Raw genomic sequence first — 19,179 nt, 5'->3', positions numbered from 1 at the left:
CTCGTGACTCAGGCCTTGTTCTGCTTGGCCTGATACGCGATCGCCCGCTCCCGCAGGGCAATCTTGGCGGGCTTGCGGCGCTTGGGCGCCGGCGCGTCGCCGGAAACGGTTTCCAGGGTGACCAGGTGCTTCACCTTGAACGCCATCCCGCGAACCGCAGGCGTGTCCTTGAGGAGCCGCTCGTCACCGAACTTCTTCAGGCCCAGCCCACGGATGGTGTCCAGCATGTCGCTGGACGCACCCGCAAAGCTCTTCACCAGCTTCACCTTGAGCGCCATGGGCTAGCCCCTCTGCTCCCCGGCGAGCTTCGCCGGCTCGACGTCCTTGCCACGGAGACGCGAAACCTGCTCCGCGCTGCGCAGCAGCTTCAGGCCAGCGACAGTGGCCTTCAGCACGTTGTGCGGGTTCCGCGACCCCTGGCTCTTGGTCAGGATGTTCCGGATGCCCGCCGCCTCCAGCACCGCGCGAACCGCGCCGCCGGCGATGACGCCCGTACCCTGGGTGGCCGGCTTCAGCAGCACCCAGCCAGCGCCGAAGTGCCCGAGCACCTCGTGCGGAATGGTGTGACCCACGAGCGGGACGCGGAACAGGTTCTTCTTCGCGTTCTCACCACCCTTGCGGATGGCCTCGGGGACTTCGTTGGCCTTACCCAGGCCGACGCCCACGTGTCCGGCGCCGTCCCCCACCACCACCAGGGCGGCGAACGAGAAACGGCGGCCGCCCTTCACGACCTTGGCCACGCGGTTGATATTCACCACGCGGTCGGTGAGGTCCAGATCGTTCGGATTGATCGGAGTTGCCACTTGGGGGATTCCTTTCGAATTCTTAGAACTTCAGCCCGGCCTCGCGCGCGGCGTCGGCCACGGCGGCGATGCGCCCGTGATAAGGGAAGCCGTTGCGGTCGAACACCACCGCTTCGACGTTGGCGGCCTTGCACTTCTGCGCAATCAGAGCACCAACACGCTTCGCATCCGCCTTCTTGTCGCCCTCGTCCTGACCCTTCAGGTCCTTGGACAGCGACGAGGCAAACGCCAGCGTCTTGCCCGTGGTGTCGTCCACCACCTGCGCGTAGATGTGCTTGAGGCTCTTGTACACGGTGAGCCGCGGCCGCTCTGTCGTACCCGACAGCTTCTTGCGGATGCGGTTCTTCCTCTTGAGACGGGCTTCAATCTTCGTAGGCATGGCTGCTTCCTTTTCCGTCCGGAGGCGATGCGGCCTTCCGCCTCCGGATGATGCCACCAGGTCCCGAGGACCCGGTGGAGTTTGGAACACTTAGGAAAGACAGGACGACTAGGTCGTACCGGTCTTGCCCTCCTTGCGGCGGATGCGCTCCTCGGCGTACTTGATGCCCTTGCCCTTGTAGGGCTCGGGGGGACGCAGCGAGCGGATGTTCACCGCCGTCGCGCCCAGCGCTTCCTTGTCCGAAGAACGGAGCGTCAGGCCCACGGTGGGCAAGCTGTCCTCGTTGCGCGGCGCCTTGTCGACTTCAGCGGTCACGCCCTCGGGCAGGTTGAACACCACCGGGTGCGAGAACCCCAGCGCGAAGTGAATGGACTTGCCCTTCACCTCGGCGCGGAAACCAACGCCGCGAATGTCCAGCTTCTTCTCGAAGCCCGTGCTCACACCCTTCGCGGCGTTCGCGAGGATGGTCCGGGTCAGGCCGTGCAGGCTGCGCGCCTCGCGCGAGTCATCCTCGCGCTGCACGGTCATCTGGCCGTCCTTGATCTCGACCTTGACCTTGCCAGGCAGCTTCACCGACAGCTTGCCCTTGGGGCCCTCGAAGTTCACCTGCTCGCCGACGATGACGGCCTTCGTCTTGTCGCCGAGCTTAATCGCCAGTTTTCCAATCCGACTCATGGTTGCCTCGGTCCTGTGTGCCTGGGGCGCGCTCCCTCACGGGGCGCCGCACCCTGGCGGCTGGCTAGTAGACGGTGCAGAGCAGCTCGCCGCCGACCTTCTGCTTGCGGGCCTCGGAATCCACCATGATGCCGCGGGAGGTGGACAGGATGGAGATACCCAGGCCACCCAGCACCTGCGGAATCTCACGCGCGGCGGCATAGCGACGCAGGCCCGGCTTCGACACGCGACGGATACCGGTGATGGCAGGCGCACGGTCCGGACCGTACTTCAGCTGCACGGAGATCTCCGGGAACACCGTGCGCTTGTTCTGCACGGTCTGCTCGTGCACCACGAACTCGCCGATGTAGCCCTCATCCTTGAGGACCTTGATGATCTCGAGCTTGAGCTTCGAGTGGGGGATGACGACCTTGTCGTGACGCGCGCGCGAAGCGTTGCGCAGGCGGGTCAGCATGTCGCCGACGGGATCATTGACCGGCATGGAGTACCTTCCCAAGCGAGGCCCCGTACCGGGCGCCCCGCGTTCGCAGCCACCGCGCCTGCCGGGCCCATCCCGGGGGTTCGCGCTGACCGCCACTACGAACTTCCTACTTCAATGTGCCTGGCCGGCCGATGAGGCCCGCCAGGCACCCTGCCCTTCCGGCTACCAGGACGACTTGGTAACGCCGGTGACCTCGCCGCGGAGGGCGCGGTTGCGGAGGCAGATACGGCACATCTTGAACTTGCGCAGGAACGCGCGCGGCCGGCCACACAGCGGGCAGCGGTTGTACTGGCGCACCGAGAACTTCGGCTTGCGCTTTGCCTGGGCGATCTTGGAGAGCTTGGCCATGTTTCGTCGGGTCCTTGACTCGAGGGCTTACTGACGGAACGGCATGCCGAAGTGACGCATCAGCGCCAGCCCCTGCTCGTCGTTGGCAGCAGTGGTGACGAAGCTGATGTTGAGCCCCTTCACCTTCTCGATCTGGTCGTAGTTGATCTCAGGGAAGATGATCTGCTCGCGCACGCCGAGCGTGTAGTTGCCCTTCCCGTCGAACGCCTTGGGGGACACGCCCTTGAAGTCACGCACGCGCGGCAGCGCCACGGTGATGAGGCGGTCCATGAACTCGTACATGCGGTCGCCGCGCAGCGTGACGGCGGCACCGATGGCCTGCCCCTGGCGCAGCTTGAAGTTCGCGATGGACTTGCGAGCGCGCGTGACGATCGGCTTCTGACCGGTGATCGCCGCGAGCTGCTCCACCGCCGACTCCAGGATCTTGTTGTTGGCGAGCGCCTCGCCCAGACCCATGTTGACGACGATCTTCTCCAGCCGGGGAACCTGCATCGGGTTCTTCAGGCTCAGCTCCTTCAGGAGGGACGGAACACCTTCCTTGAAGAAACGCACCTTCAGACGGGCCGGCTTGGACTCCAGGCCTTCCTCGATATTGGCGGCGAAGCCAACCTTCTTGGCCTCTTCCTTCTTGCCCCGCTTCGCCTTCTTTTCCTTCTGCTCGGCCTTCTTCTCGTCAGCCATCGTCCTGTCCTCTGCTTCGGGGCGCCGTCGTGGACCCAGCACGCCCGATCAGTCCTTCGTATGGAACCTGGAAACACCGCGAGGGCCCCTGTTGCTCCACGGGCCCTCCATGCCTGCACGCCCGCCCTTCGCCACCACCAGGGTGGGCAAAGGGCGCGCATACATGCACCAACGCGGACACCTAGTCAATCAGGGCGTCGCAGTTCTTGCAGAACCGCTTCTTCTTGCCCTCTTCACCTTCAGTACGGATGCCCACTCGGGTCGGCTTGTCGCACTTGGCGCAAACCACCTGCACGTTCGCCAGCGCGATCGTGCCCGGCTTCTCGACGATGCCGCCTTCCGGGCTCTGGGGCGTCTTCTTCATGTGACGCTTGACCAGGCGCAGGCCCTCGACCGTCACGCGCTCAGCCTCGCGATCGATCTTCAGTACCTTGCCGCGCTTGGTCGCCGGGTTCTTCTCGGAGGCTTCGGCCCCGGCCATGACCTGGATCGTGTCTCCAACCTTCAGCTTCTGCATGGCTTCCTCTCTCTGGCTGCTCGCCGTCCGGCCTGCCGTCCTCTCAGAGGACTTCGGGCGCCAGCGAGATGATCTTCATGAACTTGCGGGCGCGGAGCTCACGGGCCACCGGCCCGAAGATACGCGTACCAATGGGCTCCATGTCCTTGTTGATGAGGACCGCGGAGTTGCCGTCGAACTTGATGTAGCTGCCGTCCGGACGACCCACCTCGCGCTTGGTGCGAACGATGACGGCCTTGGCCACGTCACCCTTCTTCACCTTCGAGTTGGGAAGCGCCTCGCGCACCGAGACGACAATCACGTCGCCGATGGACGCATACTTGCGCTTCGAACCACCGAGCACCTTGATGCAGAACACCTTCTTCGCGCCCGAGTTGTCCGCCACGTCGAGCACGCTCGTCATCTGAATCATCTGGGAATCTCCTGTCGCCGGTGACCATCCCGCGCCGCCTCACGACCGCGCGGAAGGGACATGCGTGCTAGACGTTCTTGCTCTTCTCCAGCACCTCGACCACGCGCCAACGCTTGTCCTTCGAAGCGGGCTTGGTCTCGGCGATCCGGACCCGATCACCCTCGTTGATGGTGATCTTCTTGGGGTAGTCGTGATCCTCCACGTGCGCCTTGTACTTCTCGCGCAGGCTCATGATCTTCCCGTACTTCGGGTGCGGAGCCCGACGCTGGACGGTGACGACCACCGTCTTCTGCATCTTGTTGGAGGTGACAATCCCCACGCGCGTCTTGGGACGGCCACGGGTGGAAGTCTCAGAAGCCTGCGTCTCGGTCGCTTCAGCCATCTTCTCTCTCACTGTCTCTCATGCACCCGGGCATTGGCGCCCGGATGGCCGCACGCGCTCCTCTATCAGCTGAGCGCGCTTGGAGTCGTGGGTGTTCAGCCCTTAAGCCTTCGTCTTCTGGGTCAGCACGGTCAGAACCCGCGCCAGGTCCCGTCGGTGCTGGGTGCGCTCGGCCGGGTTGTCCAGCGAACCGGTCCGCCGCTTCAGCTGGTCCTGGAACAGCGTCTCGCGCAGCTCCGCCGCGCGCTGCTTCAGGTCGTCCGCCGACAGTTCCTTCAATTCCTTCGCAGTCGCCATTTCACTCTCCATGCGAGCGGAAGCTGTCCAGGGGACCAGCTCCCGCCGCTCGGTGCCTTAGAGGCTCAGGTCCGCCCGCTTCACGATCTTCGTGAGCACCGGCAGCTTCGCCTGCGCCAGCTTCAGCGCCCCGGTGGCCACTTCCGGCGTCATACCCTCCATCTCGTAGAGGATGCGGCCGGGCTTCACCACCGCGACGTAGTACTCCACGCCACCCTTACCGGTACCCATACGGGTCTCAGCGGGCTTCTTGGTGATGGGCTTGTCCGGGAAGATACGGATCCAGATCTTGCCGCCACGCTTCACGTGACGCGTCATCGCGATACGAGCCGCCTCGATCTGCCGGGAGGTGATCCACCCCGGCTGGAGGCTCATCAGGCCGTACTCACCGTAGGTCATGTCGCTACCCCGGTGGGCACTGCCAGGCATGCGGCCCTTGTGCATCTTGCGGTACTTCGTACGAGCAGGCTGAAGCATCGTCGCTGTCCTTCGCCGCCCTGCCCCGGGCGCCCCTTCTGGGAGCGCCCGGCGCGGGTGGACTGATTACCGGTTGGAGGGCATGGGGGCCTGGCCACCCTTGCCCGGGAGGACCTCGCCCTTGCAGACCCAGACCTTGCAGCCGATCTTGCCGTAGGTCGTCTTCGCCTCGGCGAAACCGTAGTCAATGTCCGCGCGCAGGGTGTGCAGGGGCACGCGACCCTCGCGGTACCACTCGTAGCGCGCCATCTCCGCGCCACCGAGGCGGCCCGAGCAGGCCACGCGGATGCCCTTGGCACCGAACTTCATCGCCGTCTGCAGGGCCTTCTTCATGGCCCTGCGGAACGCGATGCGGCGCTCGAGCTGCGTGGCGATGTTCTCCGCCACCAGCTGCGCGTCGGTCTCAGCCTTGCGGACCTCGACGATGTTGAGGAAGACCTCGTTCTTCGTGAACTGCTGGAGGTCCTTCTTCACCGTCTCAATGCCCGCGCCGCGCTTGCCGATGACGATGCCCGGCCGCGCAGTGTGGACGTTGACCTTGACCTTGTTGGCCGCGCGCTCGATCTCCACCTTCGACACGCCCGCGTGGTTCAGCGACTTCTTCACGAACTCGCGGATGCGGATGTCCTCGTGGAGCCACTGCGCGTAGTTCTTGTGCTCGAACCACTTGGAGTCCCAGGTCTTGATGACACCAAGCCGGAACCCGATCGGATGAACTTTCTGTCCCAACGTGATTCTCCTTGAAGCGTCCGGGCAGGGCCCGACGGGTCCTACTTCTTCGCCTCGGCGAGCACCACGTGGACGTGGGCCGTCTTCTTCTTGATGGGGGTGGCCCGGCCCATGGCGCGCGGCATGAACCGGCGCTGGGTGGGACCCTGGTCCACGGAGATGGTCTTCACGTAGAGCGTGTCCACGTCGACCTGGCCCTTGGACTTGTCAGTCGCGTTGGCCACGGCGCTCTTGATGAGCTTCTCCACCGGCTTGGCCGCGGCGCGCTTGGTGAACTTCAGGATGTTGAGGGCCGCCTCAACAGGCTTGCCCCGGACGAGCTCCGCAACGGTGGAAATCTTGCGGGGGCTCATGCGCAGGAAACGCAGATGTGCAGTCGACTCCATGGTCTTCTCCTCAGGCTCTCAGGCAATGCGCCAGGCTACTTGCCCGGGGCCTTGGCGACCTTCTTCTCCGCCGAGTGGCCGCCGAACGTACGCGTCGGGGCGAACTCGCCGAGCTTGTGGCCAACCATGTTCTCCGTGACGAACACCGGGATGAACTTCTTCCCGTTGTGCACCGCGAAGGTGTGACCCACGAACTCCGGAAGAATCGTGGAGCGGCGGGACCACGTCTTTACGACGGCCTTCTTGTTCGTCTTGATCATGTCCTCGATCTTCTTCACGAGGAAGTCGTCGACGAACGGACCCTTCTTGATCGAACGAGCCATGGAATCCTCTTACTGGCTGCGCGCGCCCTGGCGGCGGCCGGACACGATGAACTTGTCAGTGCGCTTGTTAGTGCGCGTGGTGAGACCCTTGGTCTTCTTGCCCCAGGGGGACACAGGGTGCGGGTTACCCTGACCGGACTTGCCTTCACCACCGCCGTGCGGGTGGTCGACCGGGTTCATCGCCAGACCGCGGACGGTGGGACGAATGCCCAGCCAGCGGCTCTTACCCGCCTTGCCGATACGGATGATTTCGTGCTCGATGTTGCCGACCTGGCCCACGGTGGCGCGGCACTCGATGAGGACCTTGCGGACGGTGCCGGAGGGCATACGCACCTGCGCGTAACGGTCCTCCTTCGCCATCAGCTGTCCGGACGTGCCGGCGGAGCGGATGACCTGGGCGCCACGGCCCGGCTTCAGCTCCACGTTGTGGATGACCGTACCCACCGGGATGTTCTGCAGCGGCAGGCTGTTGCCAGGCCGGATGTCCGCGCCTTCGCCGGCGAACACCGTGTCACCCACGCTCAGACCCACCGGAGCGAGGATGTAGCGCTTCTCGCCGTCCGCGTAGTGCAGCAGGGCGATGTTGGCGGTGCGGTTGGGGTCGTACTCGACGGCCACGACCTTCGCGGGGACGCCATCCTTGTCCCGGCGCTTGAAGTCGATGACGCGGTAGCGGCGCTTGTGGCCGCCACCCTGGTGCCGGCGGGTGATGTGCCCGTGGACGTTGCGACCACCGGAGCGCTTGAGCGGCTCGGTGAGGCTCTTCTCGGGCGAGTCCTTGGTGATGTCCGCGAAGTCGGACACCGTCATCAGACGGCGGGCGGCGCTAGTCGGCTTGTACTTCTTGATGCCCATGGTGTGTTCCTCAGGCTGGCTCGACGCCGTGGCGTCAGGCCGCCCCTCCCTCGAAGAGTTCGATCGAGTCGCCCTGCTTCAGCGTCACAACCGCCTTCTTGAAGTTGGGCCGCTTGCCGATGCTACGACCCACCCGCTTGATCTTGCCGCGGACGATGTTGGTGTTCACGCCCTCGACGGTGACCTTGAAGAGCGTCTCCACCGCGCGGGCGACGTCGTGCTTCGTCGCCTTGCGGTCGACGATGAACGAGTACTGGCGGAACTTCTCGCGGGCCTTGTCCAGCTTCTCGGTGATGAGCGGGCCCTTGATGACGTCGTTCAGATTCATGACAGCGCCCCCTCGAGGGTCTTCGCGGCCGCGGACGTGAGGACGAGGTGCGAGTGCCGGAGAACGGCCTCGAGGTTCAGGCCCTCGGGCGGCAGCACGTCGAACTTCGCCAGGTTGCGCACGCTGCGGTGCAGGTTGGTGTTACCCTTGTCGTCAATCACCAGGGCGTTCTGGAGCTTCAGACGCTTGGTGAGGACCTCGAAGGCCTGCTTGCTCTTCGGAGCATCCAGGGAGAAGCCGTCCAGGATGATGAGCGTCTTCTCCTGGGCCCGCAGTGACAGCGCGGACTTCAGGGCGCCGCGGCGCACCTTGCGGGGCGGGCGGTAGAAGTAGTCGCGCGCCTTGGGAGCCATCGCCTTACCGCCGCCCACCCAGTGGGAAGCGCGGATGGAGCCCTGACGAGCGCGGCCGGTGCCCTTCTGCTTCCAGGGCTTCTTGCCGCCGCCGCTGACCAGCGAGGTGTTCTTCACCCCGACCGTGCCGCGGCGCCGGTTGATCTGCTGCATCTTCGCCACCTCGTAAAACAGGTGGGCGTTCGGCTCGGTGCCGAAGACATCGTCGGAGAGCTCAATCTCCGACACCTTCTTCAAATCCAGGTCGACAACGTCAAACTTCGCCATGGCACTTTCCTCGCGGGGGTCGGAGTGAAACCACTCAAACGCCCACCCGCTTCCTAGGACTTGATCTCGACGTCAACGCCAGCCGACAGATCCAGCTTCATCAGCGCATCCAGCGTCTGCTGCGTGGGCTCGAGGATATCGAGCAGGCGCTTGTGCGTGCGGATCTCGAACTGCTCACGGCTCTTCTTGTCCACGTGCGGAGACCGCAGCACCGTGAACTTGTTGATGCGCGTGGGAAGGGGGATCGGACCGGCCACCTTCGCGCCTGTGCGCTTGGCCGTCTCGACGATCTCACCCGCGCTCTGGTCCAGGAGCTTCGAGTCGTACGCCTTCAGCCGGATGCGGATCTTCTGTGTCGCCATTCGCAAGAACCTCTTTGAACGGACTCTGCCTCTGCCGCGGGAGGGCGTTACGACCGACGTCCCCTGGATTTCACAGAGCCGTTTCTTCAGAACGAAGGGGCGCGGTGTGTACCATCCCGCCCCAGGGTGTGCAACATGATTCCCAACGGCTCCCTGAAATTTCCCGGAATTGGGAACGCAGGGAGCCACTGGGGGTTTGCGCTACTCGATGATTTCCGCCACGACGCCGGCACCCACCGTGCGGCCACCCTCGCGAACAGCGAAGCGCAGCTCCTTCTCCATGGCCACGGGGGTGATGAGCTCCACCTCGATGGCGATGTTGTCGCCCGGCATCACCATTTCGACGTTCTCCGGCAGCTTCACCGAGCCCGTCACGTCCGTGGTGCGGAAGTAGAACTGCGGGCGGTAGCCCTTGAAGAACGGGGTGTGACGACCACCCTCTTCCTTCGACAGCACGTAGATTTGCGCCTTGAACTTGGTGTGCGGGGTGATGCTGCCCGGCTTGGCCAGCACCTGGCCGCGCTCCATGTCCTCGCGCTTCAGGCCGCGCACCAGCGCGCCGATGTTGTCGCCCGCCATGCCCATGTCCAGCAGCTTGCGGAACATCTCCACGCCCGTGACGACCGTCTTCTGCGTCGGGCGCAGACCGACGACTTCCACTTCCTCGCCGACCTTGATGATACCGCGCTCGACGCGGCCCGTGGCCACCGTGCCGCGGCCGGAGATGGAGAACACGTCCTCCACCGGCATCAGGAAGGGCTTGTCCGTCGCGCGCTGCGGCGTCGGGATGTAGCTGTCCACCGCCTCCATCAGCTTCAGGATGGCCGGCTCGCCGATGTCGCTGGTGTCACCCTCCAGCGCCTTGAGCGCCGAGCCCGGGACGATGGGGATGTCGTCGCCAGGGAACTCGTACTTCTTCAGCAGGTCGCGGACTTCCATCTCCACGAGCTCGCGCAGCTCGGGGTCGTCCAGCATGTCCACCTTGTTCAGGAAGACCACGATGTACGGAACGCCGACCTGGCGCGCCAGCAGGATGTGCTCACGCGTCTGCGGCATCGGGCCGTCCGCCGCCGACACCACCAGGATGGCGCCGTCCATCTGCGCCGCGCCCGTGATCATGTTCTTCACGTAGTCGGCGTGACCCGGACAGTCGACGTGGGCGTAGTGCCGGTTCGCCGTCTGGTACTCCACGTGCGAGGTGGAAATCGTGATACCGCGCTCACGCTCCTCCGGCGCCTTGTCAATCAGGTCGTACGCCAGGAACGTGGCGCCGCCCGTCTTCGCCAGCACCTTGGTGATGGCGGCCGTCAGCGACGTCTTGCCGTGGTCCACGTGTCCGATCGTGCCGATGTTCACGTGGGGCTTGTTACGCTCGAACTTTTCCTTGGCCATGGCCTCTCCTCACGGGGTTGCCGGTCCAAAGCCCGGCACGTCTCGACTCGCGGAAAACAACTGCGAAGGTGCTGCGTCCTGCTCCAAACCTGCCACCACGTCAACTGAAATCGCCCGACCGGCCCACGGCCGGGCCGAAGCCACTCAGCGGTTGAGCGCCGTCTTGGGCGCGGGCGCGTAGTGACTGAACTGCATGGTGTAGGTCGCCCTTCCCTGACTGCGGCTGCGCAGGTCGGTCGAGTAGCCGAACATGGCCGCCAGGGGCACCTGCGCCTGGATGGCCTGCACACGACCGGGCCGGGGGGTCATCCCCTGCACCTTCCCGCGCCGCCCGTTCAGGTCGCCGATGACGTCGCCCATGAAGTCATCGGGCGTGACGATTTCGCAGTTCATGATGGGCTCGAGGAGCACGGGCGTGGCCGTGCGCACGGCGTCCTTGAAGGCCAGCGAGCCGGCGATCTTGAACGCCATCTCGCTGGAGTCCACGTCGTGCATGGAGCCGTCGAAGGCCTCCACCTTCACGTCCACCATGGGGTAGCCGGCCACCGGGCCGTTCTGCATGGCCTCGGCGCACCCGGCCTTCACCGCGTCGACGAACTCCTTGGAGACCACGCCGCCGGTGACCTTGTTCTCGAAGGAGAATCCCTTCCCTGGCTCATTGGGGGCCACGCGCAGCCAGATATGGCCGTACTGGCCTCGGCCACCCGTCTGGCGGATGTACTTCCCTTCCATCTCCACCTGCGTGGTGACGGTCTCGCGGTAGGCCACCTGGGGCTTGCCGATGTTCGCGTCGACCTTGAACTCACGCAGGAGGCGGTCGACGATGATTTCCAGGTGGAGTTCGCCCATGCCGGCGATGAGCGTCTGCCCCGTCTCCTCGTTGGTCCTCACGCGGAAGGACGGGTCCTCCATGGCCAGGCGCTGCAGCGACTGGAGGATCTTGTCCTGGTCCGCCGTCGACTTCGGCTCGATGGCGATGTCGATGACCGGCTCGGGGAAATCCATCCGCTCCAGGATGATGGGCTGCTTGTCGTCGCAGAGCGTGTCGCCCGTGCCGGCCAGCTTCAGGCCCACCACGGCGCAGATATCACCGGCATAGCACTCGGTGATTTCGTCCTTCTTGTCCGCGCGCATCTGCACGAGCCGGCTGATGCGCTCGCGCTTGCCCTTCACCGAGTTCCACACCGCAGAGCCCGCCTCCAGCTTGCCGGAGTACACGCGGAGAAAGGTCAGCGTCTGGGACTGGAACGCGGGGTCGTTCATGATCTTGAACGCCAGCGCGCTGAAGGGCGCGTCGTCCCGCGTCTCGCGCACGGCGTCCTCGCCGTTGGGCGTCTTGCCGTGGATGGGCGGCACCTCCAGCGGGCTGGGCAGGTAGTCCACCACCGCGTCCAGCAGCGGCTGCACGCCCTTGTGGCGGAAGGCCGAACCGCAGAACACCGGGAACAGCTTCAAGCCCAGGCACCCCTTGCGGATGGCGCCACGCACCTCGTCCTCGGTCAGCTCCACGCCCTCGAGGAACTTCTCCGTCAGCGCGTCATCCTGCTCGGCCGCGGCCTCCAGCAGCTCGGCGCGGGCAGCGTCCGCCGCCTCCTTGAACTCCTCGGGGATGTCCGTCTCTTCGTAGTGGCTGCCCTGCTCCGAGTCCTGGAACACCAGGGCCTTCATCTTCAGCAGGTCGATGACGCCGCGGTGCTTGTCCTCCGCGCCCAGCGGCAGCTGCATGCGGACCGCACGCGCGCCCAGCTTCTCGCGGATGGTGCCCACGGACATCTCGAAGTCGGCGCCCACCCGGTCCATCTTGTTGACGAAGCAGATGCGGGGGACCTTGTACTTGTCCGCCTGGCGCCACACCGTCTCCGACTGCGGCTCCACGCCGTTCACGGCGTCGAACACCGCGATGGCGCCGTCCAGCACGCGCAGGCTGCGCTCCACCTCGATGGTGAAGTCCACGTGTCCCGGCGTGTCGATGATGTTGACGCGGTAGCGCTGGTCGTGCCGGGCCCAGAAGGCGGAGATGGCGGCGGACGTGATCGTGATGCCGCGCTCACGCTCCTGCACCATCCAGTCGGTGGTGGTGTTGCCTTCGTGCACCTCGCCCATCCGGTGGATGGCGCCGGTGTAGAAGAGAATGCGCTCCGTGGTCGTCGTCTTGCCGGCATCGATGTGCGCCATGATGCCGATGTTGCGGTAGCGATCGAGGGGGTACTCACGGGCCATGACTCAATACCTCTCCAGGGAGGAAGGGCGGGCCCGAGGCCTCGACACCTGCCGGCCGGACGGATTCAGAGAACCTGCTTCATCTAACAAAACCGCCCGGATGCATCCTCTGCACCCGGGCGGTAACCGCGAAGCCTCTAGGGCCTACCAGCGGTAGTGAGCGAAGGCCTTGTTGGCCTCCGCCATCTTGTGCGTGTCTTCACGCTTCTTCACCGCGTTGCCGCGGTTGTTGGCGGCGTCCATGATCTCACCGGCCAGCTTCTCCTGCATGGTCTTCTCACCACGCGCCTTGGAGTAGGTGATGATCCAACGCATGCCGAGCGCCACGCGGCGGTCCTGACGGACCTCGACAGGCACCTGGTAGGTGGCGCCACCGACGCGGCGGCTCTTGACCTCGAGCACCGGCTTGACGTTGTCGAGGGCCTTCTTGAAGGTCTTGAGGGGATCTTCCTTCGCGCGCTCCTCAATGAGGGCGAAGGCACCGTAGCAAACGCCTTCCGCGATGGACTTCTTGCCCTTCCGCATCAGGTCGTTGACGAACTTGGTGACGAGCCGGTCCTGGAACTTCGGATCCGGAAGAATCTTGCGCTTGGCGACTACGCGACGGCGAGGCATCTCTTCTCTCTTCCCTTACGCCCCACTCCCATTGGGAGAAATCCACGGGGCTTCAAGTACTGCAGGAGGAACTTCACAAGGACGCTCCCCAGGGTGCGGGGCGATGCGTCCGAACTCTGCGCTACAGAAGGTGATCCGCGTGACGAGCGATCAGCTCGGACGCTTCGCGCCGTACTTGGAGCGGCTCTGCTTGCGACCCGCGACACCCACGGAGTCCAGCGTTCCACGGACGATGTGGTAGCGGACGCCCGGGAGGTCCTTCACACGGCCACCGCGAATCATCACCACCGAGTGCTCCTGGAGGTTGTGACCCACGCCGGGGATGTAGGACGTGACCTCGATCCCGTTCGTCAGACGAACACGGGCCACCTTGCGGAGGGCCGAGTTCGGCTTCTTCGGGGTCGTGGTGTACACGCGCGTGCAGACGCCACGCTTCTGAGGGGACTCCTTGAGCGCGGGGCTCTTGCCCTTGACGACGAGCTTCTCGCGGCCCTTGCGGACCAGCTGGCTAATGGTCGGCACTGATACCTCTTCTTCGGGTTCGTCGCCGCCAGAGACACCAGGCGGCGCATATCTACCTACAAGACAACGGAAAGGCGCGCGAGTATAGGAAGGGGCCTATCCGTGTCAAGCACGGCCTGTCCCTTGCCTACAACCGGCCAGGGCCCCAGGTCCCATTCCCCGCCTCGGCGCTTCCGCGCACGGCTGGTCTACGACGGGGCGGTCCTCTACTCCGCGTGCGGTTAGAAGTCGAGGACCATCACGACGGCGTCCTCGCCCTCGTCGACGTAGTAGTTCGGCCGGATGCCGACGGGGCGGAAACCGAAGGCCCGGTAGAGCTGGAGCGCGGCCTCGTTGCTCTTGCGCACCTCCAGGGTGGCCAGGGTGCAGCGCTTGGCCCTCCCCCGCGCCAGGACCTCGTCCATGACGGCGCGCGCCACGCCCCGGCGCCGGTGCTTGGGCGCGGTGGCCACGTTCAGCACGTGCACCTCGTCATGGACGATCCAGAAGATGGCCAGGCCCAGCAGCTCCGGCCCGTCCGCCTCCCGCTCCTCCTCCACCAGGAGGATGGTGGACCATTCGTGCTGAAGCTCGCGCTTGAGCAGGTCCTGGGACCAGGGATTCTTGAACGAGGCCTGCTCCAGCAGCATGACCGCGGACAGATCCTCCGCCGTCATCTGCCGGATGATGTAGCCGTGCCGGGCCTCGGGCGCCGGCTCCTCGCGCATCCGCCTCATCGACTTGCCTCCCGGGCAAAGGGGCCACGCGGCGCACCTGCGCCGAGGCCCGCACCTGCGCCAGCTCTTCCGCCGCCAGCGCCCCATACCGCTCCCGAACCAGCTTCTCCCGGATGGAGGCACGCGCCGCCTCGTAGCCTTGCGGGTATTCGTCCGCGTTCTGCTCGAAGTGGCGGCGGACCTCGGTCTCCCCACCTGCGCCCGCAGCCGGATGCGGCTGTCCAGGATGCGCTCGGCCCGAAGCCCCCGCGCCAACACCCGCTCCAGCCCCTGCACGTCCACGTCATGGCGGGACAGGAACCGCTTCAACGCCGCCTCCCCTCCCAGCAGCGCCTGGAATGCGTCCACCCGCGCCTGGACCTCCGCGGGCTCGGCAGGGAAGGCCTGCAGCCGGTCCGCATTCAGGACCTGGACCCGCTGGTTGATGATGAGCTCCAGGGCCCCCCGGAGCGTGTCCTCGTCGAGCGGGAGCTCCAGGGCCTGCACGCCGCCTCGCTGGAGGAGCGCGACCCGGGCCTCGAAGCGCAGCTCGCTCAGGGTGAGCACCGGCCCTCGATGATGGCCACCACCCGGTCCGCGACCCGGCCCTCCACGGTGACCGGCGGGGTGGCCGCAGTCCCCACGGCTGGCGCCAGCGAGAGCCAGCCCGCAAGCCACAGGGTATCCGCGCCGAGCCAGCGAGGCGGTGACATGGGCTCCCTCATCCTCCGGCGACTTTATACATCTCGCACGGTCCGGACAGTCCTTGCTGGCGCGTGCCTACCGGCTGGTTACGTTGAATCGGGTACACCACGGCGGGAACAAATGGCGGACGACTACTACCAGACCCTCGGCGTCGATCGGTCGGCCTCAGCGGAGGACGTCAAGAAGGCGTACCGCAAGCTGGCGCGCAAGTACCACCCGGACGTCAACCCGGGCAACAAGGCCGCCGAGGAGAAGTTCAAGCAGGTGAGCGCGGCGTTCGAGGTGCTTTCAGACACCCGGAAGCGCAAGCTCTACGACGAGTTCGGCCCGGACGCCGAGAAGATTGGCTTCGACGAAAAGAAGGCGGAGGCCTATCGGGCCTACAAAGCCTCGGCCGGGAGCGCCGGTGCCGGGGGCATTCCCTATGGCGCCGAAGGCTTCGACCTGGGTGACCTCTTCGGCGACCTGTTCGGAGGCCGTGGCGGTGGCGCTGCGGGCGGCGCCCCTGGGGGCTTCGACATTGGCGAGATGTTCGGGCGTCGGGCTCGCAACGCCGGGCCTGAGCGTGGAGAGGACCTGACGGTCCGCGTCCAGCTCACCCTGGCCGAAGCCGTCTCCGGCACCGAGCGCCCCCTGGCCTTCAACCGTCCGGGCCGGTGCTCCACGTGCAGTGGCCGGGGGACATCAGGACCGGTGTCCACCTGCAACGTTTGCAACGGCACCGGCCGCTCCCGGCGCTCCGGGAGCCTGTTCGGTGGCGCGGGCGCGTGCCCCAACTGCCATGGCACGGGCAAGGCCGCGCCGCCCTGCCCCCAGTGCGGGGGCTCGGGTGTCAAGGAGGAGCTGGCCCGGCTGACGGTGAAGATTCCCGCGGGCGTGCACACCGGCTCGAAGGTGCGGCTCTCCGGCCAGGGCGCGGCGGGGACGCGAGGCGGCCCCCCAGGTGACCTCTATATCGAGACCGAGGTGGCCGAACATCCCCTCGTGCGTCGCGAAGGCGACGACCTGCACCTCGATCTGCCCGTGACGGTCTCCGAGGCCCTGCTGGGCGCCGACGTGCGCGTCCCCACGTTCCAGGGGGAAGTCACCGTGAAGGTGCTCCCCCACTCCCAATCCGGCCGCCGCATGCGACTGAAGGGGCGCGGCGTTCCCTCGCTCAAGGGCGGAGCGCAGGGCGACCTGTACCTCCACCTCCAGGTGAAGGTTCCCGAGGAAACAACCGCCGAGGCTCGGGCCGCCGCCGAGGCGCTCGCCCGGGCCTACCAGGGCGACGTTCGCCGCGAGCTGACGCTCTAGCCTCTTGCCTCTTGTCCTGGGCGTCGCACCGTCATAGACGGACTGCGCCCCACCTTCTCACGCCGCCGAACCATACGGAGCACACGCGCACATGGGCCTCTTAGACATCTTCACGGGCGGATCGGGCCCCGAGAAAGCCCTCAAGCTCAAGCCCAAGGTCACCCAGAAGTACGGCGACCCCGCGACCCGGCAGAAGGCCATCCAGCAACTGGGGGAGATGAAGGTCCCCGAGGCTGTGTCCGTGCTGCTCAGCCGCTTCACCCTCACCGTGGACCCGCTCACCACGGACGCGGATGAGAAGGAGCACACGTTCGAGCTGGTGAAGAGCTTCGGCAAGGACGTGGCCGTGCCGCCCATCCTGGAGTTCCTGCGCACCAGCGAGCAGGCCGCCTCGTGGGCCCTGCGGCTGCTCGGTGAGCTGACCTCCGAAGAGGAGACCATCACCGCCTGCGTGAACGCGCTCCAGCACCTGTCCGCCCACTACACGCGCAACCCGGAGAAGAAGGTGGTGCTGCTGCACCACGTGGCCAGCAGCCAGGACCCCCGCATCCCCCCCGCGGTGGTGCCCTTCCTGGAGGATATGTCGGACGACGTGAAGATCGCCGCGCTCAAGGCGCTGGGCGTCTTCAAGTACGAGCCGGCGCGCGAGCCCATGCTGAAGCTGCTCACCGCTGACGAGACGGCTCGCCGGGTGCAGACGTCCGTACTCAGCGCGCTGGCGGAAGGTGGCTTCTCCGTGGAGGGCTACCAGGAGAAGGTGCAGCCGCTGCTGGTGGAGCCCTACGCCCTGGGTAACGACCAGCGCATCCAGCGCCGGGCCTGAGCCCCGGCTGTCGGCCAGCCGACACGGCCACTGTCCTCCGGAAGGCCTCGGAAGGCAGAGGCCGTTCACATGCGCGCGGAACTTGAGCAAGGATTCACCCCGTGCGCTCAAAGAAGAAGGGGACGCTGGCGGAAGTCGTACCGCTGCGTCCGGTTGCGAAGGCGGCCAAGAAGACTCCGAAGCGGCCCGCGAAGCCGCTCCCCTCGGTGGATGCGGATGTTGCTCACCGCGCCCTGCTGGAGATGTCTCGGCACCTGACGGACAACGCGGGGCCCACCGAAGCGCTCCGCTCCCACCTGCAGACCATCCACACGCTCCTCAAGCCGAAGGTCTGCTACGTGGCGCGCTACTTCCCATCCCGGGAGCAGCTCCACGTCGAGCACGTGCGAGGCCGCTACGACGACCGCGTCACCGCCGCCGTCCCCGGTGAGGGCGTGGTGGGCCGGGCCTTCTCCCAGAAGGCGCTGCTGCGTGATGGGGACACGGTCGCCGTGCCACTCGAGGGCCCGCAGGGCGTTGGCGGCGTCCTGGTGGTGCTGGGCTCCCGGCGCGAGCCGTCCGACACGCTGCTGCAGTCACTGGCCGCGCAGCTCACCGCCGCCTACGAGGTGGCTCGCCTGCGTGACGACAGCGCCCGCCGCAACAAGGACCTGCAGACGGCCATCGCTGGCCTCAAGAGCCTGGAGCAGAACCGCGAGGAGCTGCTGGGCAACGTCTCCCATGACTTGAAGAACCCACTCACCACCATCAAGTCCTACCTGGCGATGATGGGCCGCGAGAAGCTGGGGCCCCTCACGGATGCCCAGCGCCGCGCGGTGCAGATCTGCGACCGGAACTCGGACCGGATGCTGCGCATGGTGAACGACCTGCTGCTCATGTCCCGGCTCCAGTCCGGGAAGATGCAGCTCAATCAGCGTCCCTTCGGCCTCAAGGCCGTGGCGGAGGAAGTGGTGCGCTCACTGGGGGCGCTCGCGGAGCACTGCAAGGTGCGCGTGGTGATTCCCCCCTGCCCCGAGGTGTTCGTCCGCGGCGACCGCGAGCGCATCGCCGAGGCCATCCACAACCTCGTGGAGAACGGCATCCACCACAGCGAGGCGGACGACACCGTCGAGGTGCGCGTCTCCGCCGAGGACGGCCTGGCGATGCTGACCGTGAAGGACAGCGGTCCGGGCATGTCCAGCGAGGCCCTGGAGCACGTCTTCGACGCCTTCTACCGCGCCACCCCGGGCATGCCCCGGCCGCCCGGTGCGGGGCTCGGGTTGCCCCTGGTGGGGAAGATTGTCGCCCTCCACGGCGGACGCATGGAGAGCGCCAGTGTCCTGGGCGAGGGCAGCACGTTCCAGATGGTGCTCCCGATGTTCGCCGGCGCCGTCAGCGCGCCGGAGATGACCCAGGCGGCGCCCAAGAGCGGCGGCATCCTGCTGGTGGAGGACGACGCCGACTGCCGCGAGGTGCTGCAGCAGGTGCTGGAGCAGGAGGGCTACCGGGTGATGGCCACGTCGGGCGCATCCGAGGCACGGTCCATTCTCTCCCACATCCGGCCAGCCATGGTCCTGCTCGACCTGCGGCTGAGCGAGGAAGATGGGCAGTCGGTGCTCCGCTACATCCGTGGCAACGAGTCGCTGGCGGACATCGTCGTGTACATCATCTCCGGAGCCACCGAGGTGGCGTCACTCACCTCGGGCCAGGGGCTGGAGCGCATCGACGGCTTCTTCGAAAAGCCCCTCAACCTGCCCAAGCTGCTGGACACCGTCTCCGCGGTGGTCCGGCCCAGCCGGCGAGCCCCCGCCGTGCCTTGATTGGGGGATTCGCCGCGGGCGCGAACAAGAGGTGGCCGGAAGCCACCTCGGTTTGTC

The 19,179-nt window shown here is 66.2% G+C and carries 28 protein-coding genes; 3 read left to right on the top strand and 25 right to left on the bottom strand.

Going from position 1 to position 19,179, the window contains the following annotated elements; translation table 11 throughout:
• Nucleotides 1-8: 8 nt before the first annotated feature.
• The 25 genes from rpmD to QEG98_RS17400 form a co-directional block, all read right to left on the bottom strand.
• Nucleotides 9-278 carry a 50S ribosomal protein L30 gene (rpmD, locus tag QEG98_RS17520; protein ID WP_011553353.1) on the bottom strand — a complete coding sequence of 90 codons (270 nt, stop codon included), beginning with the start codon at nucleotides 276-278 and terminating at the stop codon, nucleotides 9-11.
• Between the two features lie 3 nt (nucleotides 279-281).
• Entirely contained in the window at nucleotides 282-803 is a 522-nt protein-coding gene (gene rpsE / locus QEG98_RS17515; protein ID WP_011553352.1) for a 30S ribosomal protein S5, read from the bottom strand.
• A gap of 22 nt (nucleotides 804-825) precedes the next feature.
• Nucleotides 826-1,182, bottom strand: a complete 357-nt coding sequence (rplR, locus tag QEG98_RS17510) for a 50S ribosomal protein L18 (protein WP_026114014.1) — start codon at nucleotides 1,180-1,182, stop codon at nucleotides 826-828.
• Between the two features lie 108 nt (nucleotides 1,183-1,290).
• Nucleotides 1,291-1,857, bottom strand: a complete 567-nt coding sequence (gene rplF, locus QEG98_RS17505; RefSeq protein ID WP_316567451.1) for a 50S ribosomal protein L6 — start codon at nucleotides 1,855-1,857, stop codon at nucleotides 1,291-1,293.
• Nucleotides 1,858-1,921: 64 nt separating this feature from the next.
• Complete coding sequence (gene rpsH, locus QEG98_RS17500; protein ID WP_011553349.1) at nucleotides 1,922-2,338, bottom strand: 30S ribosomal protein S8; 417 nt, start codon at nucleotides 2,336-2,338, stop codon at nucleotides 1,922-1,924.
• Nucleotides 2,339-2,500: 162 nt separating this feature from the next.
• Entirely contained in the window at nucleotides 2,501-2,686 is a 186-nt protein-coding gene (locus QEG98_RS17495) for a type Z 30S ribosomal protein S14 (RefSeq protein WP_011553348.1), read from the bottom strand.
• A 27-nt stretch (nucleotides 2,687-2,713) separates the two neighbouring features.
• Entirely contained in the window at nucleotides 2,714-3,367 is a 654-nt protein-coding gene (gene rplE / locus QEG98_RS17490) for a 50S ribosomal protein L5 (protein ID WP_020478749.1), read from the bottom strand.
• A gap of 181 nt (nucleotides 3,368-3,548) precedes the next feature.
• Nucleotides 3,549-3,884, bottom strand: a complete 336-nt coding sequence (gene rplX, locus QEG98_RS17485; RefSeq protein WP_011553346.1) for a 50S ribosomal protein L24 — start codon at nucleotides 3,882-3,884, stop codon at nucleotides 3,549-3,551.
• A 43-nt stretch (nucleotides 3,885-3,927) separates the two neighbouring features.
• A complete protein-coding gene (gene rplN / locus QEG98_RS17480; protein ID WP_002633598.1) occupies nucleotides 3,928-4,296 on the bottom strand; it encodes a 50S ribosomal protein L14 in 369 nt (122 codons plus the stop codon).
• A 67-nt stretch (nucleotides 4,297-4,363) separates the two neighbouring features.
• Entirely contained in the window at nucleotides 4,364-4,678 is a 315-nt protein-coding gene (rpsQ, locus tag QEG98_RS17475) for a 30S ribosomal protein S17 (protein WP_026114015.1), read from the bottom strand.
• 102 nt (nucleotides 4,679-4,780) lie between these two features.
• Entirely contained in the window at nucleotides 4,781-4,987 is a 207-nt protein-coding gene (rpmC, locus tag QEG98_RS17470) for a 50S ribosomal protein L29 (protein WP_011553344.1), read from the bottom strand.
• A 45-nt stretch (nucleotides 4,988-5,032) separates the two neighbouring features.
• The gene (rplP, locus tag QEG98_RS17465) at nucleotides 5,033-5,452 is read right to left on the bottom strand and encodes a 50S ribosomal protein L16 (protein ID WP_002633601.1); all 420 of its coding nucleotides are present in this window, start codon (nucleotides 5,450-5,452) and stop codon (nucleotides 5,033-5,035) included.
• A gap of 66 nt (nucleotides 5,453-5,518) precedes the next feature.
• Nucleotides 5,519-6,181 (bottom strand): 30S ribosomal protein S3, encoded by a 663-nt coding sequence (gene rpsC / locus QEG98_RS17460; RefSeq protein ID WP_002633602.1) that lies wholly within the window; start codon nucleotides 6,179-6,181, stop codon nucleotides 5,519-5,521.
• Nucleotides 6,182-6,222: 41 nt separating this feature from the next.
• Nucleotides 6,223-6,567: a 50S ribosomal protein L22 gene (gene rplV / locus QEG98_RS17455; protein ID WP_013939877.1), complete on the bottom strand. Its 345-nt coding sequence runs from the start codon at nucleotides 6,565-6,567 to the stop codon at nucleotides 6,223-6,225.
• Nucleotides 6,568-6,602: 35 nt separating this feature from the next.
• The gene (gene rpsS / locus QEG98_RS17450) at nucleotides 6,603-6,890 is read right to left on the bottom strand and encodes a 30S ribosomal protein S19 (RefSeq protein WP_002633604.1); all 288 of its coding nucleotides are present in this window, start codon (nucleotides 6,888-6,890) and stop codon (nucleotides 6,603-6,605) included.
• A 9-nt stretch (nucleotides 6,891-6,899) separates the two neighbouring features.
• Entirely contained in the window at nucleotides 6,900-7,745 is an 846-nt protein-coding gene (gene rplB / locus QEG98_RS17445; protein ID WP_011553343.1) for a 50S ribosomal protein L2, read from the bottom strand.
• Nucleotides 7,746-7,779: 34 nt separating this feature from the next.
• Complete coding sequence (locus tag QEG98_RS17440; RefSeq protein ID WP_002633606.1) at nucleotides 7,780-8,073, bottom strand: 50S ribosomal protein L23; 294 nt, start codon at nucleotides 8,071-8,073, stop codon at nucleotides 7,780-7,782.
• Nucleotides 8,070-8,693 (bottom strand): 50S ribosomal protein L4, encoded by a 624-nt coding sequence (gene rplD / locus QEG98_RS17435; RefSeq protein ID WP_002633607.1) that lies wholly within the window; start codon nucleotides 8,691-8,693, stop codon nucleotides 8,070-8,072. Before rplD ends, QEG98_RS17440 begins: the two co-directional genes overlap by 4 nt.
• A gap of 53 nt (nucleotides 8,694-8,746) precedes the next feature.
• Complete coding sequence (gene rpsJ, locus QEG98_RS17430) at nucleotides 8,747-9,055, bottom strand: 30S ribosomal protein S10 (protein WP_002633608.1); 309 nt, start codon at nucleotides 9,053-9,055, stop codon at nucleotides 8,747-8,749.
• A 201-nt stretch (nucleotides 9,056-9,256) separates the two neighbouring features.
• Nucleotides 9,257-10,447 carry an elongation factor Tu gene (gene tuf, locus QEG98_RS17425; RefSeq protein ID WP_316567308.1) on the bottom strand — a complete coding sequence of 397 codons (1,191 nt, stop codon included), beginning with the start codon at nucleotides 10,445-10,447 and terminating at the stop codon, nucleotides 9,257-9,259.
• Between the two features lie 144 nt (nucleotides 10,448-10,591).
• A complete protein-coding gene (fusA, locus tag QEG98_RS17420; protein ID WP_316567450.1) occupies nucleotides 10,592-12,667 on the bottom strand; it encodes an elongation factor G in 2,076 nt (691 codons plus the stop codon).
• Nucleotides 12,668-12,811: 144 nt separating this feature from the next.
• The gene (rpsG, locus tag QEG98_RS17415) at nucleotides 12,812-13,282 is read right to left on the bottom strand and encodes a 30S ribosomal protein S7 (protein WP_011553340.1); all 471 of its coding nucleotides are present in this window, start codon (nucleotides 13,280-13,282) and stop codon (nucleotides 12,812-12,814) included.
• Between the two features lie 150 nt (nucleotides 13,283-13,432).
• Nucleotides 13,433-13,804, bottom strand: a complete 372-nt coding sequence (gene rpsL, locus QEG98_RS17410; RefSeq protein WP_002637381.1) for a 30S ribosomal protein S12 — start codon at nucleotides 13,802-13,804, stop codon at nucleotides 13,433-13,435.
• 221 nt (nucleotides 13,805-14,025) lie between these two features.
• On the bottom strand, nucleotides 14,026-14,520 hold the full coding sequence (rimI, locus tag QEG98_RS17405; protein ID WP_090494991.1) for a ribosomal protein S18-alanine N-acetyltransferase: 495 nt from the start codon (nucleotides 14,518-14,520) through the stop codon (nucleotides 14,026-14,028).
• Nucleotides 14,521-15,053: 533 nt separating this feature from the next.
• Complete coding sequence (locus QEG98_RS17400) at nucleotides 15,054-15,212, bottom strand: hypothetical protein (RefSeq protein WP_316567449.1); 159 nt, start codon at nucleotides 15,210-15,212, stop codon at nucleotides 15,054-15,056.
• Nucleotides 15,213-15,324: 112 nt separating this feature from the next.
• Between QEG98_RS17400 and QEG98_RS17395 the strand changes: the two genes are divergently transcribed.
• The 3 genes from QEG98_RS17395 (at nucleotide 15,325) to QEG98_RS17385 (ending at nucleotide 19,122) form a co-directional block, all read left to right on the top strand.
• Nucleotides 15,325-16,500 (top strand): DnaJ C-terminal domain-containing protein, encoded by a 1,176-nt coding sequence (locus QEG98_RS17395; RefSeq protein ID WP_090494993.1) that lies wholly within the window; start codon nucleotides 15,325-15,327, stop codon nucleotides 16,498-16,500.
• Between the two features lie 91 nt (nucleotides 16,501-16,591).
• Nucleotides 16,592-17,323, top strand: a complete 732-nt coding sequence (locus QEG98_RS17390; RefSeq protein WP_316567448.1) for a HEAT repeat domain-containing protein — start codon at nucleotides 16,592-16,594, stop codon at nucleotides 17,321-17,323.
• 101 nt (nucleotides 17,324-17,424) lie between these two features.
• Nucleotides 17,425-19,122 (top strand): hybrid sensor histidine kinase/response regulator, encoded by a 1,698-nt coding sequence (locus tag QEG98_RS17385; protein ID WP_090494996.1) that lies wholly within the window; start codon nucleotides 17,425-17,427, stop codon nucleotides 19,120-19,122.
• Nucleotides 19,123-19,179: the final 57 nt, after the last annotated feature.

This window comes from Myxococcus sp. MxC21-1 (assembly GCF_032612255.1).
GTDB classification, from domain to species: domain Bacteria; phylum Myxococcota; class Myxococcia; order Myxococcales; family Myxococcaceae; genus Myxococcus; species Myxococcus virescens.
Note: the sequence above shows the minus strand (reverse complement) of the source record. Positions and strands in the feature narration are given on the sequence as shown.

Coding starts and splice junctions, on each gene's coding strand:
- tuf (WP_316567308.1), bottom strand. CDS start 10,447: ATGGCCAAGGAAAAGTTCGAGCGTAACAAGCCCCACGTGAACATCGGC.
- fusA (WP_316567450.1), bottom strand. CDS start 12,667: ATGGCCCGTGAGTACCCCCTCGATCGCTACCGCAACATCGGCATCATG.
- QEG98_RS17395 (WP_090494993.1), top strand. CDS start 15,325: ATGGCGGACGACTACTACCAGACCCTCGGCGTCGATCGGTCGGCCTCA.
- rplR (WP_026114014.1), bottom strand. CDS start 1,182: ATGCCTACGAAGATTGAAGCCCGTCTCAAGAGGAAGAACCGCATCCGC.
- rplN (WP_002633598.1), bottom strand. CDS start 4,296: ATGATTCAGATGACGAGCGTGCTCGACGTGGCGGACAACTCGGGCGCG.
- rplF (WP_316567451.1), bottom strand. CDS start 1,857: ATGAGTCGGATTGGAAAACTGGCGATTAAGCTCGGCGACAAGACGAAG.
- rpsG (WP_011553340.1), bottom strand. CDS start 13,282: ATGCCTCGCCGTCGCGTAGTCGCCAAGCGCAAGATTCTTCCGGATCCG.
- rpsH (WP_011553349.1), bottom strand. CDS start 2,338: ATGCCGGTCAATGATCCCGTCGGCGACATGCTGACCCGCCTGCGCAAC.
- rplB (WP_011553343.1), bottom strand. CDS start 7,745: ATGGGCATCAAGAAGTACAAGCCGACTAGCGCCGCCCGCCGTCTGATG.
- rpmD (WP_011553353.1), bottom strand. CDS start 278: ATGGCGCTCAAGGTGAAGCTGGTGAAGAGCTTTGCGGGTGCGTCCAGC.
- rpmC (WP_011553344.1), bottom strand. CDS start 4,987: ATGGAGAGTGAAATGGCGACTGCGAAGGAATTGAAGGAACTGTCGGCG.
- rplV (WP_013939877.1), bottom strand. CDS start 6,567: ATGGAGTCGACTGCACATCTGCGTTTCCTGCGCATGAGCCCCCGCAAG.
- rpsS (WP_002633604.1), bottom strand. CDS start 6,890: ATGGCTCGTTCGATCAAGAAGGGTCCGTTCGTCGACGACTTCCTCGTG.
- QEG98_RS17495 (WP_011553348.1), bottom strand. CDS start 2,686: ATGGCCAAGCTCTCCAAGATCGCCCAGGCAAAGCGCAAGCCGAAGTTC.
- QEG98_RS17390 (WP_316567448.1), top strand. CDS start 16,592: ATGGGCCTCTTAGACATCTTCACGGGCGGATCGGGCCCCGAGAAAGCC.
- QEG98_RS17440 (WP_002633606.1), bottom strand. CDS start 8,073: ATGAATCTGAACGACGTCATCAAGGGCCCGCTCATCACCGAGAAGCTG.
- rplX (WP_011553346.1), bottom strand. CDS start 3,884: ATGCAGAAGCTGAAGGTTGGAGACACGATCCAGGTCATGGCCGGGGCC.
- rplP (WP_002633601.1), bottom strand. CDS start 5,452: ATGCTTCAGCCTGCTCGTACGAAGTACCGCAAGATGCACAAGGGCCGC.
- rplE (WP_020478749.1), bottom strand. CDS start 3,367: ATGGCTGACGAGAAGAAGGCCGAGCAGAAGGAAAAGAAGGCGAAGCGG.
- rpsJ (WP_002633608.1), bottom strand. CDS start 9,055: ATGGCGACACAGAAGATCCGCATCCGGCTGAAGGCGTACGACTCGAAG.
- QEG98_RS17400 (WP_316567449.1), bottom strand. CDS start 15,212: ATGTCACCGCCTCGCTGGCTCGGCGCGGATACCCTGTGGCTTGCGGGC.
- rpsQ (WP_026114015.1), bottom strand. CDS start 4,678: ATGGCTGAAGCGACCGAGACGCAGGCTTCTGAGACTTCCACCCGTGGC.
- rplD (WP_002633607.1), bottom strand. CDS start 8,693: ATGGCGAAGTTTGACGTTGTCGACCTGGATTTGAAGAAGGTGTCGGAG.
- rimI (WP_090494991.1), bottom strand. CDS start 14,520: ATGAGGCGGATGCGCGAGGAGCCGGCGCCCGAGGCCCGGCACGGCTAC.